Below are 13,573 nucleotides of genomic sequence, written 5' to 3'. Positions count from 1 at the left end.
GCCCGGCCGGTGGCCCGGTGGGCGCCGCGGGCGGCCGGACGGGGCACGGGTGCGGGCCCGGTCCCGGCCTGCCCGGTCACCGCGGCGACCACCCGCCCCGGGTCCAGCGCCGGCGGCACCGCGAGCAGCGGCAGCCCACTGAGCAGCCGGTCCATGGGGAGCAGCCCCTCCTCCATCCCGCCGCAGACACCGCACCCGCGGATGTGCCGGGCGAACCGCTTGCGCCACAGCGGGCTCGGCACGCCGTCCCAGGTGGCGGTCGCCCGCAACTCGCCGCAGCCGGGCGCCGCGGCCAGCGCCCGGACGACCACGCGGGAGGCCTCCATCTGCTTCTTCATGCGCTGCACCCGTACCGCCGCGTGCCGGTCCGACAGGCCCAGCGCGGCGGCGAGGTCGGCCCGCTCCAGCTCCCCGGTCTCCTCCAGCCACCACAGCGACAGCAGCTCCCGGTCGTCCTCGTCCAGCCACCGGGTGGCCTCGGCGACCTCACGGCGCTGCTCGGTGAGCCCGAGGCGCAGGATCGTCAACCCCGCGAAGTCCAGGGCCGGGTCCGGTATGCGCTCGGCGTCCTCCAGGCCGGCGCTGCGGTGCCGGGCCACGGCACGGTCCCGCTCACGGTCGCGGACCTGCCGGATCGTGATCGCCACCAGCCAGGACCGGAACGCCGCCGGGTCCCGCAGCTCCGACAGCCCCCGCACCATGCGCAACAGCGTCTCCTGTACGACGTCGTCGACGTCGGCATGGCCGTCCAGCGCCCGTCCGACGATGTTGTAGACCAGCGGCAGGCACTCCGCCACCAGCCGGTCGAGGGCCTGCCGGTCGCCCGAGCGTGCCGCCACCACCACCCCGGCGCCGGGTCCGCTCCGGTGCGTCTTGCGCATGTGGCCCCACTCTTCCCTACTTGGTCTCGCCGTCCACGACCGCGCGGCCGTCCGGCGACCGCGATGCCTCCACCTACAGGAGACGGGCCGCGCGTGCCCGGACAACACAAATCCCGCAGGTTCCGTCAGCGGATTTGTGTTGTCCGCCGGTGGCCCCGGCGGTCCCCGATACGTGCGTACGCACCAGGCGAGGACGAGGAAGGCACAAGAATGGCACGACACAGCCGGCACGGAACCGGATCCAGGACCGGGCGCGGACGGTGGGCGGCCGTCGCGGTGCTCGCGGCGGCCGGGATCGCGGTCACGGCGCTGATCGCCGGGGGCGCGCTGTCACCGTTCCGGCCCGGCGGGGCGACGGCCGAAGGCGGGCGCGGCGCCACCACGGCCCACGGCACGTCCGCCGCCCCCTCCCGCGGGACGCCTCCGTCCGTGTCACCCTCGCCCTCGGCCACGCTCCCCTCACCGAGCGCCCGTCCTTCGGGAACGCCCGGCCCCACGGCTGCCACCGCCACGAAGACCCCTGGGACACGACGGACGTCCGCCGCCACCCCGCCCGGCACGCGGCTGATCACCCTGGTCAACCGCACCCAGGAAACCGTCTGGGCGGTCGTCACCGACTCGCCGGCCTATCCGCGGGGACGCCGGCTCGCCCCCGGGCAGGGCACCGCGCTCACGGTGCCGGACGGCTGGGGCGGCCGCATCTGGGGCCGGACGGGCTGCGACTCCACGGCCGCGGGGCCCTGCCGTACCGGGGACTGCACATCGGTGTGCACCGGGCCCAACCCGCCCACCACGCTGGGGGAGTTCAGCTTCGACGCCTACGCGGGGATGGACTTCTACGACGTCAGCATGGTCGACGGCGCCAACCTGCCCATGTACATCAACATCTCCCGCACCACCACCCGCGACCCGGTCAGCCCCGACGGCTGCTACCGCGGGGCGTGCACCGAGCCGGTCGACTGCCCGGCCGCCATGCAGGCGAAGGCCGGCGGGCAGGTGATCGGCTGCAAGCCGCCCTGCGCGGCCTTCGGCGGCGACGCCTACTGCTGCCGCGGTGCCTGGGCGGGCCGCGAGCACTGCGTGCCGTCGAAATGGCCCGTCGACTACACCCGGGTCTTCAAGGACGCCGCGCCGTACGCCTACTCGTACGCCTTCGACGACGCGGCGACCATGGCGTGCAAGGGCCGGTGCGCCTACCGGGTGACCTTCGGCACCACGGGGTAGCCCGCGGCACGCTACGCGGCGGAGGGAACGGCGCAGCTCGGCGAGGCCCGCCGGGCTGCCCGGGTCCTCCCAGCCCCGGGCGCTCTTGTCCGGAGTAGCTGCTAAGGTCAAAGTCATAACTTCTGTTCTAGCAGTCACCCGGAGTGCAGTGTGAGCGTCGCCCTGAACGAATCCCTCGCCGGCCGTCGTGCCCTGGTCACCGGAGGCACCAAAGGCGTCGGCGCGGCCGTCGCCCGCCGGCTGGCCCAGGCCGGTGCGACCGTCTTGGTGACGGCCCGCCACGAGCCCGCGGACGCTGACCCGAAGACCTTCATCGCGGCGGACCTGACCACCCCCGAGGGGGCCGCGGCCGTCGTTCGCGAAGTGATCGACCGGGTGGGTGGGGTGGACGTCCTCGTCAACAACCTCGGCCACTCCGAGGCGCCCGCCGGGGGCTTCGCGGCGCTGGACGAGGACGACTGGGCGAAGGAGCTGAACACCAACCTCCTCGCCGCCGTCCGACTCGACCGCGGCCTGCTCCCCGGCATGATCGAGTCCGGTGGGGGCGCCGTCGTCCACGTCACCTCGATCCAGCGCCGCATGCCGTTGTGGAACGGCACCCTCGCCTATGCCGCGGCCAAGGCCGCCCTGGCGACCTACAGCAAGGGCCTGGCGAACGAGGTCGCGCCCTACGGCGTCCGTGTCAATACCGTTTCGCCGGGCTTCGTCCGGACGGCGGCCGCCGACGCCCTCGTCGACCGCATCGCCCGCGAGGCGGGCATCTCGGCCGAGGCCGCCCTCGGGCGCCTGATGGACTCCCTCGGCGGCATCCCCCTCGGCCGGCCCAACGAACCCGCGGAGGTCGCCGAGCTGGTGGCCTTCCTCGTCTCCGACCGCGCGTCGGCCATCGTCGGCGCCGAACACGTCATCGACGGCGGCACCGTCCCCACCCTCTGACCGGCCCCCTCCCCTGGAAGGACCACGATGAACACCACCGGCCCGCAGCCCATCCCCACCACCGGCCTCCCCGAGGTGATCACCCGCTACCTGGCCGCCCACCGCGTCCGCGACACCGCCACCGCCCTCTCGGCCTTCACCGGCGACGCGGTCGTGACGGACGAGGGCGCGACACGGCACGGCACGGCGGCGATCCGGGAATGGCTGGAGACCGCGGCGAGCGAGTACACCTACACCACGGAACTGACCGGCGCCGAGCGCGCCGGCGCCCACCACTACGTCGCAGTCCAGCACCTCGAGGGGAACTTCCCCGGCGGCACCGTCGACCTGCGCTACCGGTTCGCCCTGCGCGACGGCCTCATCGAACGCCTGGAGATCGGGGCCTGACCCCCGGATCTGTCCTCGACGGGGGGTGCCAGGGTTGCTGCTAACATGAAAGCCACAGCCTGCGCCGACCCTGGCACCAACCGCACGGAGGTGGTCGACATGGTGAGCCGCATCCGGCTGGAGGACCGTGAGTGCCCGCTGTCGACGACCGTCGGGCACGTCGGTGAGTGGTGGACGCTGCTCATCCTGCACGACGCCTTCGACGGGTACACCCGCTTCGACCAGTTCCAGGAGAACCTCGGCATCTCGTCGAGCATGCTCACCACCCGCCTGAAGACCCTCGTCGAGGACGGGCTGCTCGAACGGCGGCCGTACCAGACCCACCCGACCCGCTACGAGTACCTCCTCACCGACCTCGGCCGCTCGCTGCGCCCGGTCGTCGTGGCCCTCGCCGCATGGGGCAACTCCCGTCTGGCGCCGGAGCAGCGCAGCATGATCCTGGTCGACGCGGAGACCGGCGAGGAGGTCGAGCCGGTCGTGGTCGACGCCGCCACGGGCCGGCGGCTCGACGACAGCGAGGCCTTCGTCTACGCCGCGGGCCCCGCCGCGAGCGAGATCATGCGCGCCCGCTACGCGGGCCGCGACCGTACCTGACCCACCGGAGGAAGAGGTCCCGTGCCCACCGCGGACGAACTGCTCGGCCCCGCCGCTGTGGCCGGGCTCGCCGACTGCCTGACGGCGGCCGGCCAGGCACCGATGGCCGCCGCGGTGCGCGACGCCCTTCCGGCGCTCGACGGCCTGGCACTGCGTGAACGCAGCGACCTCGTCCGGGACGCGATGCTCGCCTCCGGCCCGACGGATCCCGCGGCCCTGGAGGCCGTCGTCCGGGCCACGCTGCCCGACCCGCGCTTCACCGGCTGGATGATCTGGCCGGTCACCGAGGCGGTCGCCGCCCTCGCCTCCGGCACCCCCGAGGGCACGGCCTTCGAGGACGGACTCCACCTGCTGGCGGACCTGACCCCGCGCCTGACCGCCGAGTTCGCCATCCGCCGCCTGCTCAACGCCGACCTCGACCGGGCGCTCGCCGTCGTCACCCGATGGACCGAACACCCCGACGAGCACGTACGCCGCCTGGCCAGCGAGGGAACCCGCCCCCGCCTGCCGTGGGCGGTGCGCGTACCGGCGATCCTCGCCCGGCCCGAGGCGACCCTGCCGATCCTGGGCGCTCTCTACAAGGACCCCTCGGAGTACGTCCGCAGGTCCGTCGCCAACCACGTCAACGACATCAGCCACGTCCGGGTGGAACTGGCCGTGGAGACGGCCCGGCGGTGGTCGGTGGCCCCCGACACCCACACGCCCCGGCTCGTCCGCCACGCGCTGCGCACCGCCGTCAAGCGCGGCGACCAAGGAGCCCTGGCACTGCTGGGGTTCGAGCCCGCCAGGGGCCTGACCGTCGAAGGGCCCTCCGTGGCCCGGCCCGTCGTCGAGGTGGGCGGGGAACTGCGCTTCGCCTTCACCCTGGAGAACCACGGCGACACGCCGCTCCGCCTCGTCGTCGACTACGTCGTGCACTACCGCAAGGCCAACGGCACCACGGCGCCCAAGGTCTACAAGCTGACGACCCGCACCCTCCAGCCGGGGGAGCGGAGCGAGCACACCGGCACCCGCTCCTTCAAGCCGATCAGCACCCGGGTCTTCCACCCCGGGGAGCACTCCCTCGAACTGCAGGTCAACGGCGAGCCGCGCGGCAAGGTGCCCTTCGACGTCGTCACCGTCTGACACACCGCTCGATACGCTGTCGCGTGTGAAGAGGAAGCAGGCGGCCGCCGAGCAGCCGACGCTGGACGCCGTGGCGCAGACGGCGCTCGCCGTCATCGACGAGGACGGGCCCGCCGGGCTCAGTTTCCGCGCCGTGGCCACGCGCCTCGGCGTCTCGCACGCCACGGTCTTCCGGCGCTGCGGCGATTTCGACGGGCTGCTGAGCGCCTGCGCCGACCATGTCGCCGCGTCGCTGGCCCTGGTGCCCCTGGAGGGCGACTGGGCCGCCGCGACGGAGACCCGCTTCACCGGCCTGTACCGCCTGCTCACCCGGCACCCGGGACTGGTGGCGCTGCGCGCCGGCCGTTCCTGGCTGGGCCCGCAGATGCTGGGCCGGCTCGTCGAGCCGCAGATGGCCCACAGCGTCGCCGCCGGCATGGACGCCGGGACGGCCATCCGCGTCTACCGCCGGCTCTACCTGCTCACCCTCGGTGCCGTCGCCTTCGGCGACCAGCGCGACGAGAAGAAGGTCGTCGCTTCCGCCCGCACGGCCCTGGCCGCGCTCGACCCCGAGGACTTCCCCACGCTGACCGGTGCGATGAACGTCGTCCTCCCCGCCCTGGTCGACCACGAGGTCTACTACGAGGCGCTGCGCGCCCTCATCCACGCCGCCAGCGCCGAGCACCTCCCGGCCGGGCACCGCTGACGGCGCGCGGCCGTGGGCCGAGGTGCCGGGTCACGATCGTGCGCAGCCCTTCCACCTCCGGTCCGCCGCCCAGGCCCCACTTCGGCAGCAGGCTCATGCTGCTGAAGCCGTCGCCGTGGACCAGCAGGAAGAGCCGCGGCGTCTCGACGTAGTGGGTGAGCGACGTCCAGGGCACCTTGAACTCGGTGAAGGCGGAGGCGGTGCGGATGCCGTCGTCGTCCACGCTGATGGTGCATTCGCCCTGGGAGCGGGCGTACGCGGTCGCCTTCCGCAGTTGGCGGCGCCGGTCGAACACTCCGGCCATGAGCCAGGTCAGCGTTCCCAGGCCGCCGCCGACGGTCAGACCGGTGATGTCGGCCGCATCGGGAGCGAACACCCGCAGTCCGGCGATCACCGCGACCATGACGGCGGCGAAGAACAGCGGGCCACGCCAGAGCTCGAGGCGGCGCCTCTGCGCGCCGAGCACCTCGGCGATGTCGTCCGTGCCCGGCAGCCAGGTGAACTCGACGGCTCGTACTCCGTCGCTGGGCGACCCCGTGGAGGACTGTTCCCGCATGTCGTTCGTCACCGCGGCATTCAACCGCCCCGGGGGCTGCGGGCGCCAGGCCCGTGGCGTTCCGTCGGATGAACCCTCAGGAGACGCGCACCAGGTCGGACGGATCCGTGTTCGCCCCGCAGACGATGACGGCGACGCGCTCGCCGGGGGCGGGGCGGTGGGCGCCGGAGGTGAGGGCGGCGAGGGCGGTCGCGGCGCCGTGCTCGACGGCGAGGCGGCGGTGGTCCCACAGCGTGCGGCGGGCCGCGACGATCGCCTCGTCGGGGACGAGGACGGAGCGCACGCCGTCCTTCAGCGCCCACTCCAGGGCCGTGCGGGAGGCCCGGCGCGCGCCCAGGGAGTCCGCCGCGACGGACCGGACGGGTACGTCCACCACCTCGCCGGCCGCGACGGCCGCGTGCAGCGCGCACGACCCCTCGGGCTCCACCGCCACCACCCGCACCCCGTGCTCCAGCGCGGACGCCGCGACCCCGGCGAACAGTCCGCCGCCCCCGACCGCGACGACCACCGTGTCCAGGCCGGGGAGCGCCGCGACGATCTCCTCCATCAAGGTCCCCGCCCCGGCCGCGATGAGCGGATGGTCGTAGGCGTGGGACTCCAGCGCGCCGCTCTCGGCGGCGTACTTCTGCGAGGCCTCCAGGGCCTCGGCGTACTCGCTGCCGACTTGGCGCACGTCCGCGCCAAGGTCGCGCAGCTTCCCGACCTTGACCGCGGGCGCCGTCTCGGGGACGAAGACCGTGGCGGGCACGCCGTGCCGGGCCGCGGCCCAGGCACATGCCAGGCCCGCGTTGCCCCCGGAGGCGATGACCACGCCGGCCTCGGGCATGGCGTCCCGCTCGACGTGGCGGCGGAGGAAGTTGAACGCACCGCGCGCCTTGAACGACCCCGTGTGCTGCATGGACTCCAGCGCCAGCCAGCCCTGTACGGCGGCGCCGAACGCCCCCTGGTCCACCGGGGCGAGCGTGACCGGGCGGATGTGCCCGGAGATGCGGGCGGCCGCGGCCCGTACGTCGGCGTGGGTGATGGTCACGGTTCTCTCCGGGCGGGTGATGGAGTCGTCGTCCGGAGAAACAGTGTAACAACCACTGTTCCGGCAGGTCGGGCCGCGGGTGGGACGATCAGCGGAGGACGAGCCGGTGCTCACCGGCCGGCACCAGCTCCCCGATGACCGGGGCACCGGGCAGTTCCCCGGCCACCAGAAGGCCGCCGGAGGTCTGGGCGTCGGCCAGCAGCAACCGGGTCACCTCGTCGGCGCCGCCGAAGTCGGTGTGCGGGGCGACCCAGTCCAGGTTGCGGCGCGTGCCGCCGCTGACGTAGCCGTCCGTGGCGGCCTCCCGCGCGCCGTCGAGGTACGGAACCGCCGAGGCGTGGACGACGGCGCTCACCCCGGAGGCGCGGGCAAGCTTGTACAGGTGGCCCAGGAGCCCGAAGCCGGTCACGTCGGTCGCGCACACCGCGCCCGCCGCCAGTGCCTGCGCGGCGGCGTCCCGGTTGAGCGTGGTCATGGTCTGCACGGCCTGCGGGAAGACCTCGCCGGTCGTCTTGTGGCGGTTGTTGAGGACGCCCAGTCCCAGGGGCTTGGTCAGCGACAGCGGCACACCGGGCCGGCCGGCGTCGTTACGCAGCAGGCGGTCCGGGTCGGCGGTGCCGGTGACGGCCATGCCGTACTTCGGCTCCGGGTCGTCGACGCTGTGGCCGCCGCCCACGGCGCAGCCCGCCTCGGCCGCGACGTCCAGCCCCCCGTGCAGCACCTCCCGGGCCAGTTCCAGCGGCAGGACGTCCCGCGGCCAGCACAAGAGGTTGACGGCCACCAGCGGGGTGCCGCCCATGGCGTAGACGTCGGAAAGGGCGTTGGCGGCGGCGATCCGCCCCCAGTCGTACGGATCGTCGACCACCGGGGTGAAGAAGTCGGCGGTGCTCACCACCGCCCGTGCGCCGGTTCCGCCGGATCCGCCGGGCAGCCGGACGACGGCGGCGTCGTCGCCGGTGTCCAGGCCCACGAGCAGGTCGGCCCCGAGGGCGCCCGCCATGCCTTCGGGCGTCAGCCCCGCCACCATCTGCTCCAGTTCCCCTGGGGGGATCTTGCAGGCGCAGCCGCCGCCGTGGGCGTACTGCGTCAGTCGCACGCTGTCCTGCCGGACGCCGGTTCCCGTCATGGCTGCTGTGGTCCTTCCGCTGTGGGGCCGGGCGTGGTTGCGCGGGCCCGGGTGACATCCCGTGTGGCGGGTTGACTTGGGTGGTGGCCGGCTGTTCCATGGGCCTCCGGTCCGGCGGGGAGACGTAAGGGTGCCTGGTGGCCCTCCCGGTCTTCAAAACCGAGGTGTCCGAGCAACTCGGGCAGGCGGGTTCGATTCCCGTCCGTCTCCGCGGGCCGCTCCGCCCCGGTGCTTCAGCCCTCATCGGACTTGCCCGGCGCTTTTGCGGCGCCCGCCCCGGGGCAGCGGCGGACGGCACCGTCCAGCCGGACGGTGCGGCCCTGCCGGTCCAGGTGCTCCAGCAGGGGGATGACGACGCGCCGGGTGGTGTCCAGGGCCCTGCGCGCCTCGCTCGCGGTGAACGGCTGCTCCAGCCCGGCCAGTACGGCTGCCGCCTGCGCGTCCGCGCCCGGCAGCAGCACGAGGCCCTCGCCGATCCTCAGCAGCGCGCCCGCCGATTCTGCCGCCGCCAGGAGCTTGGGGGTCAGCCCGAGCTGCTCCAGCCGTTCGGCCTCCGGCGCGCGGAACGGCGTACGTGCCAGATCGGCGCGTACCGCCTCGACGGCGGCCTGGGCCGCGGGCGGCAGCGTCGGGCGGGCGTGGCTCCCGTACAGCCTGCCGTCGCCGTGCCGCAGGCCCGGTACGGCCGAGGCGAGTGCCTCCACCAGGGTGCGGTCCGGCAGGCCGAGCGCCTGGCGGGCCGACTCCAAGGGCATGCCCGGCTCCAACGGGTGACCTACGGCGTGCTCCTCGACCGCCTCCCGCAGCCGCTCACGCAGCGCCGCCCAGTGCTCCGGGTCCGCCAGCCAGTCGCCCGCCACCGGGTCGCCCGGTGCCGGGACCCCCATGGCGAGCAGTTCCGCGCGCCGGACCAGTCCACGGCGGCGCAGTCCCGCAGCCCCGTCCCCGACCCCGGCGGCGGACCGGAGTTCGGCGGCCCGCGCCGCCGCAGCGCCACGGCGGGTCAGCCGGGGCGGACGGACGTCGAGGACGGTGAGCCCCGCGGGGATGCGGTGCCGCCCCGGGTCGCGCAACAGGGCCGTGTCGGCGACGCGCAGGGGCAGCGCCGTCGCCAGCCGCAGGCGCGCACTGTCGTCGCCGAGCGGACGGACCGTCACCGGCACGGCGGCCGAGCCGGCGTGCAGCATGAGTTCGCGGGGCAGGTCGCCGGAGGGGTCGCCGCGCAGCCGCACGTCGACGAGGTCGGTGGTCAGCCAGCGGTCCGGGGTGAGGAGCGCGTCCCCGCGCCGTAGGTCGCCCGCCGCGGGCCCGGTGACGTTGACCGCCACCCGGGCGACCGCGCCCACCTCCTGCGTCGGCTCCTTCAGGGACTCCAGGCCCCGCACGCGCAACGGCCGTCCGTCACGGGCGAGGTGGAGGTGGTCGCCGACCCGGACGGTGCCCGCCGCGAGCGTGCCGGTGACGACCGTGCCCCGGCCCCGCACGGTGAACGCGCGGTCGACCCACAGCCGTACGTCCGCCGCCGGATCGGGGGCGGGCAGCCCGCCCGCCAGCCGGACCAGGGCCGCCCGCAGTGCGTCGAGCCCCGCGCCGGTGACGGGGCTGACGGCCACGCACTCCACGTCGCCGAGCGAGGACTCCGCGATGCGGGCCCCGGCCTCCTTGCGTGCCGCGTCGGGGTCGGCGAGGTCGCAGCGGGAGACGGCCAGGACGCCGTGCCGCACGCCGAGGGCGTCCAGGACGGCGAGGTGCTCCTCGGACTGCGGCTGCCAGCCCTGGTCGGCGGCGACCACGAAGAGCACCGCGGGAACCGGGCCGACACCGGCCAGCATGTTGCCCACCAGGCGCTCGTGGCCGGGCACGTCCACGAAGGCCACGTCCCCCGCGCCGGGGAGCCGCGTCCACACGAACCCGAGGTCCAGCGTCATGCCGCGCCGGCGCTCCTCCGCCCAGCGGTCGGGTTCCATCCCGGTCAGGGCCCGCAGCAGCGCGGACTTGCCGTGGTCGACGTGGCCCGCGGTGGCGATGACGTGCACGTCAGCCCTCCGTTCCCGGCAGGATGCCGGCCCGGCGCACGGCCACCGCCAGCTCCTCGTCCGCCTCCTCCGGCACCGCCCGCAGATCGAGCAGGCACCGGCCCTCCTCCACGCGGGCCAGTACGGCGGGATCGGCCCGCCGCAGCAGGACCGCGTACGCGGCGGGCAACGACACGGCGGCGCTGGGCAGGGTGACGCCGGGGGCACCGCCCCCGCCGACGACCGCCAGCGAGTCGCACGCGTGGCTGTCGAACCCGTCGGCACGCAGCCCGGCGGCCAGGCGTCCGGCCCGGTCCCGCAGCCGTGCGGGGTCGGCGTGCAGCGCCGTCCGGGTCGGGGTGGCAGGGCCGCGGACGGTCGCCTCCAGGGCCGCCAGGGTCAGCTTGTCCACGCGCAGCGCACGGGCCAGCGGGTGGCGGGCGAGCCTGCGCACCAGGTCGGCGCGGCCCAGCACGAGGCCGCACTGCGGTCCGCCCAGCAGCTTGTCGCCGCTGGCGGTGACCAGGGAGGCCCCCGCGCGCAGCCAGCTCGTCGCGTCGGGTTCGTCCGGCAGCACCGGGTCGGGGACCAGCAGCCCGGAACCGATGTCGGCCACCACGGGCACGCCGAGCCGCGCCAGTTCCGCGACGGGCACGTCCCGGGTGAAGCCGGTGATGCGGAAGTTGGACGGGTGCACCTTGAGGACGAACCCGGTGTCCGGCCCCACGGCCGCCGCGTAGTCCTCCGGCGCGGACCGATTGGTCGTCCCCACCTCGCGCAGCCGGGCGCCCGTGGAGACCAGCAGGTCGGGCAGCCGGAAGCCGTCCCCGATCTCCACCAGCTCACCGCGGCTGACGACGATCTCCCGGCCCTGTGCGAGCGCCGTGGCCGCCAGCACCAGCGCCGCGGCGCCGTTGTTGACCACATGGGCCGCCTCGGCGGCGGGCACCTGCCGCAGCAGCGCCTCCAGCGCCGAACGCCCCCTGCGGGAGCGCGCGCCGGTGGCGAGATCCAGCTCCACGTCCGTCGTCCCGGAGGCGGCCAGCACCGCGTCGCGGGCCGCCCCCGACAGCGGGGCACGACCGAGGTTCGTGTGCAGCAAGACGCCGGTGGCGTTGAGCACCGGACGCAGCCCGGCGGCGGTCGCCGGGAGCGCCGCGACGGCCCGCTCGGCGAGTTCGTCGACGGGGACCTCTCCGGACCGCGCCCGCTCCTGTACCCCGGCCACCACCTCCTTGACCACGGTCCGCCCGAGCCGCTCCGCGGCCGCGGCGAGCCGGGGGTCGGCGAGCAGCGTGTCCGTGCGGGGCACCCGGCGGCGCGCGTCGGCGGGCGGGGAGGGAGCGGTGGAGGTCCGGTCGCGGTCCATCAGCAGCACCTTCGCTCTGGCCTGGCTGCGGCCAAGGGTACGGCGGCGGTGGCCGCGGGGCGCTCCCGCCACACCGGCGCGCAGCCCGGTGCCGCGGGATGCTGTGGTCCGGGGCTTGCGGTTGCCGCAGCGGCAACCTCTACCGTCCTGACCAGGGCCGGAGGGACCGGCCCGAGGAAGCGGTCGTGAGGGAGCGGCGATGGAGTGGCCGATCGCGGAGGTCGCCCGGATGTCCGGCGTCACCGCCCGGACCCTGCGGCACTACGACGAGACGGGTCTGCTGCCGCCTGCCAGGACCGGCGCCGGCGGTCACCGCTACTACGGGCAGGCGCAGCTCCTGCGGCTGCAGCAGATCCTCGTCCTGCGGACGCTGGGGCTCGGCCTGCCCGAGATCGGCCGGGTCCTCGCCCGGCAGGTCGACGAGGTGGACGCGTTGCGCGGGCACCACCGGCGGCTGCTCGCCGAACGGGACCGGCTCGACGCACTCGCCCGCACCGTCTCCCGCACGATCGCCGGACTGGAGAAATCCAGGAAGGACGGCACACCCATGGACGCCATCAACCGCCCCGACAACCTCTTCGAAGGCGTGCGGCCGGACCAGTACGGCGAGAGCCTGCGCGACTTCCCCGAGCACGCCGAAGCGGTCGCCCGCAGGACCGCCGGCATGAGCGAGGCCGAGATCGACGCCGGGCACCGCGAGCGCACCGCACAGATGATCCGGCTGGCCAAGCTGATGGCCGCCGGCGTCCCGGCCGACGGGGCACCCGCCCAGGCCGAGGCCGATGTCCAGTACCGCGCGCTCACCGCCATGCGCCCCGTCACCGCCGACGAGTACCGGGCGATCGGGCGCGCCTGCGTCGACGACGAGCGGTGGCGCACCGCGTACGAGGCGATCGCGCCGGGCCTCGCGGCCTACCAGCGCGACGTCAACCTGGCCTACGCCGACTCCCGGCTGGGCTGAGCACCCGGGTCAACGGTGGGGCCGTGGCCGGCCGCCGGTATGTGCCGGAAGCCGTTCACGCCCGGGCACCGGCGGGCCGGACCGGCCCGTGGCGGCCTCGTTCGACCATGGCGCCGCCCACCGGGCGCAGCACCCTCCGCGCACCCCCTGGCGCCAAGGGCCGCCGGGGCGTGGCTGCGTCGTGGCAAGGGTCAGTGCGGTGAGCGCGTCGCCCGGCGCGACGCACTCGGACGCCTCGCGCAGGCCGCCTCCGTCATGGGCCCGCCCACGGCGGCTTACACACGGCTGCGCCCGGCGAGGTCGGCCCGGTCATCGCAGCGTCACGCCCCGGCGCAGCGGTCGTCGTCCTCGGCGCGTGCCTCGCGCTGGGGTTTCACCACGTAGGCGGGGTCTTTCGCGGAGGTGACGCCCGCTTCGAAGGTGCCGAAGCGCTGCAGGGCGCTGCCCGCCATCAGGGCCAGTCCGCCTACGGCGGCGCGGACGCGGCTGCGCCGGGCGGGGTCGGCGCGGTCGTCGCACCGCCGGGGTGAGGGCCCGTGACGGGAGGGTGCCCGGGGGTCACGTCCCGGCGCAGCGGTCGTCGTCCTCGGCGCGGGCCTGGAGGCGTTCGCGCTGGGGTTTCACCACGTAGGCGGGGTCCTTGGTGGAGGTGACGCCCGCTTCGAAGGTGCCGAAGCGCTGCAG

At 75.0% G+C, this 13,573-nt stretch carries 14 protein-coding genes and 1 tRNA gene; 8 read left to right on the top strand and 7 right to left on the bottom strand.

From position 1 onward, the window contains the following. Window positions 1-881: RNA polymerase sigma factor (locus PV410_RS41470; protein WP_500331841.1), on the bottom strand; the 881-nt coding region annotated here is incomplete at its 3' end. A gap of 210 nt (window positions 882-1,091) precedes the next feature. Here PV410_RS41470 and PV410_RS41465 point away from each other — a divergent pair. From PV410_RS41465 to PV410_RS41440, 6 genes are all read left to right on the top strand, one after another. Further along, window positions 1,092-2,105, top strand: coding sequence for a thaumatin family protein (locus PV410_RS41465; RefSeq protein WP_500331839.1), 1,014 nt, complete (start codon window positions 1,092-1,094; stop codon window positions 2,103-2,105). Between the two features lie 150 nt (window positions 2,106-2,255). Beyond that, window positions 2,256-3,041, top strand: a complete 786-nt coding sequence (locus PV410_RS41460) for an SDR family oxidoreductase (RefSeq protein WP_500331837.1) — start codon at window positions 2,256-2,258, stop codon at window positions 3,039-3,041. A gap of 27 nt (window positions 3,042-3,068) precedes the next feature. Further along, entirely contained in the window at window positions 3,069-3,428 is a 360-nt protein-coding gene (locus PV410_RS41455; protein ID WP_500331835.1) for a nuclear transport factor 2 family protein, read from the top strand. Window positions 3,429-3,527: 99 nt separating this feature from the next. Continuing rightward, window positions 3,528-4,022: a winged helix-turn-helix transcriptional regulator gene (locus PV410_RS41450; protein ID WP_500331847.1), complete on the top strand. Its 495-nt coding sequence runs from the start codon at window positions 3,528-3,530 to the stop codon at window positions 4,020-4,022. 21 nt (window positions 4,023-4,043) lie between these two features. Then, complete coding sequence (locus PV410_RS41445; RefSeq protein WP_500331833.1) at window positions 4,044-5,147, top strand: DNA alkylation repair protein; 1,104 nt, start codon at window positions 4,044-4,046, stop codon at window positions 5,145-5,147. A 25-nt stretch (window positions 5,148-5,172) separates the two neighbouring features. Next, a complete protein-coding gene (locus PV410_RS41440; protein ID WP_500331831.1) occupies window positions 5,173-5,832 on the top strand; it encodes a TetR/AcrR family transcriptional regulator in 660 nt (219 codons plus the stop codon). On the opposite strand, the gene PV410_RS41435 is transcribed toward PV410_RS41440, so the two are convergent. The 3 genes from PV410_RS41435 to selD form a co-directional block, all read right to left on the bottom strand. Further along, a complete protein-coding gene (locus PV410_RS41435) occupies window positions 5,786-6,400 on the bottom strand; it encodes a YcxB family protein (protein ID WP_500331829.1) in 615 nt (204 codons plus the stop codon). The two genes, PV410_RS41440 and PV410_RS41435, sit on opposite strands and share 47 nt — an antisense overlap. A gap of 64 nt (window positions 6,401-6,464) precedes the next feature. Continuing rightward, window positions 6,465-7,418 (bottom strand): threonine/serine dehydratase, encoded by a 954-nt coding sequence (locus tag PV410_RS41430; RefSeq protein WP_500331827.1) that lies wholly within the window; start codon window positions 7,416-7,418, stop codon window positions 6,465-6,467. A gap of 88 nt (window positions 7,419-7,506) precedes the next feature. After that, window positions 7,507-8,544, bottom strand: coding sequence for a selenide, water dikinase SelD (gene selD / locus PV410_RS41425; RefSeq protein WP_500331826.1), 1,038 nt, complete (start codon window positions 8,542-8,544; stop codon window positions 7,507-7,509). Window positions 8,545-8,662: 118 nt separating this feature from the next. Here selD and PV410_RS41420 point away from each other — a divergent pair. Continuing rightward, window positions 8,663-8,756 (top strand) — tRNA-Sec (locus PV410_RS41420). Window positions 8,757-8,777: 21 nt separating this feature from the next. Here the strand turns inward: PV410_RS41420 and selB are convergent. Together selB and selA are read right to left on the bottom strand one after the other, a co-directional pair. Further along, window positions 8,778-10,580 carry a selenocysteine-specific translation elongation factor gene (selB, locus tag PV410_RS41415; protein ID WP_500331824.1) on the bottom strand — a complete coding sequence of 601 codons (1,803 nt, stop codon included), beginning with the start codon at window positions 10,578-10,580 and terminating at the stop codon, window positions 8,778-8,780. Between the two features lies 1 nt (window position 10,581). After that, on the bottom strand, window positions 10,582-11,928 hold the full coding sequence (selA, locus tag PV410_RS41410; RefSeq protein ID WP_500331822.1) for an L-seryl-tRNA(Sec) selenium transferase: 1,347 nt from the start codon (window positions 11,926-11,928) through the stop codon (window positions 10,582-10,584). A 199-nt stretch (window positions 11,929-12,127) separates the two neighbouring features. Between selA and PV410_RS41405 the strand changes: the two genes are divergently transcribed. Then, window positions 12,128-12,889 carry a MerR family transcriptional regulator gene (locus tag PV410_RS41405; RefSeq protein WP_500331820.1) on the top strand — a complete coding sequence of 254 codons (762 nt, stop codon included), beginning with the start codon at window positions 12,128-12,130 and terminating at the stop codon, window positions 12,887-12,889. A gap of 320 nt (window positions 12,890-13,209) precedes the next feature. On the opposite strand, the gene PV410_RS41400 is transcribed toward PV410_RS41405, so the two are convergent. Then, window positions 13,210-13,341: a hypothetical protein gene (locus PV410_RS41400; protein ID WP_500331818.1), complete on the bottom strand. Its 132-nt coding sequence runs from the start codon at window positions 13,339-13,341 to the stop codon at window positions 13,210-13,212. Window positions 13,342-13,573: the final 232 nt, after the last annotated feature.

Source organism: Streptomyces sp. PA03-5A (assembly GCF_033792725.1).
Classification (GTDB): Bacteria; Actinomycetota; Actinomycetes; order Streptomycetales; family Streptomycetaceae; genus Actinacidiphila.
This window is presented reverse-complemented; position numbering and strand designations above follow the sequence as displayed.

Coding starts and splice junctions, on each gene's coding strand:
- selA (WP_500331822.1), bottom strand. CDS start 11,928: ATGGACCGCGACCGGACCTCCACCGCTCCCTCCCCGCCCGCCGACGCG.
- PV410_RS41455 (WP_500331835.1), top strand. CDS start 3,069: ATGAACACCACCGGCCCGCAGCCCATCCCCACCACCGGCCTCCCCGAG.
- PV410_RS41405 (WP_500331820.1), top strand. CDS start 12,128: ATGGAGTGGCCGATCGCGGAGGTCGCCCGGATGTCCGGCGTCACCGCC.
- PV410_RS41450 (WP_500331847.1), top strand. CDS start 3,528: ATGGTGAGCCGCATCCGGCTGGAGGACCGTGAGTGCCCGCTGTCGACG.
- selD (WP_500331826.1), bottom strand. CDS start 8,544: ATGACGGGAACCGGCGTCCGGCAGGACAGCGTGCGACTGACGCAGTAC.
- PV410_RS41465 (WP_500331839.1), top strand. CDS start 1,092: ATGGCACGACACAGCCGGCACGGAACCGGATCCAGGACCGGGCGCGGA.
- PV410_RS41400 (WP_500331818.1), bottom strand. CDS start 13,341: ATGGCGGGCAGCGCCCTGCAGCGCTTCGGCACCTTCGAAGCGGGCGTC.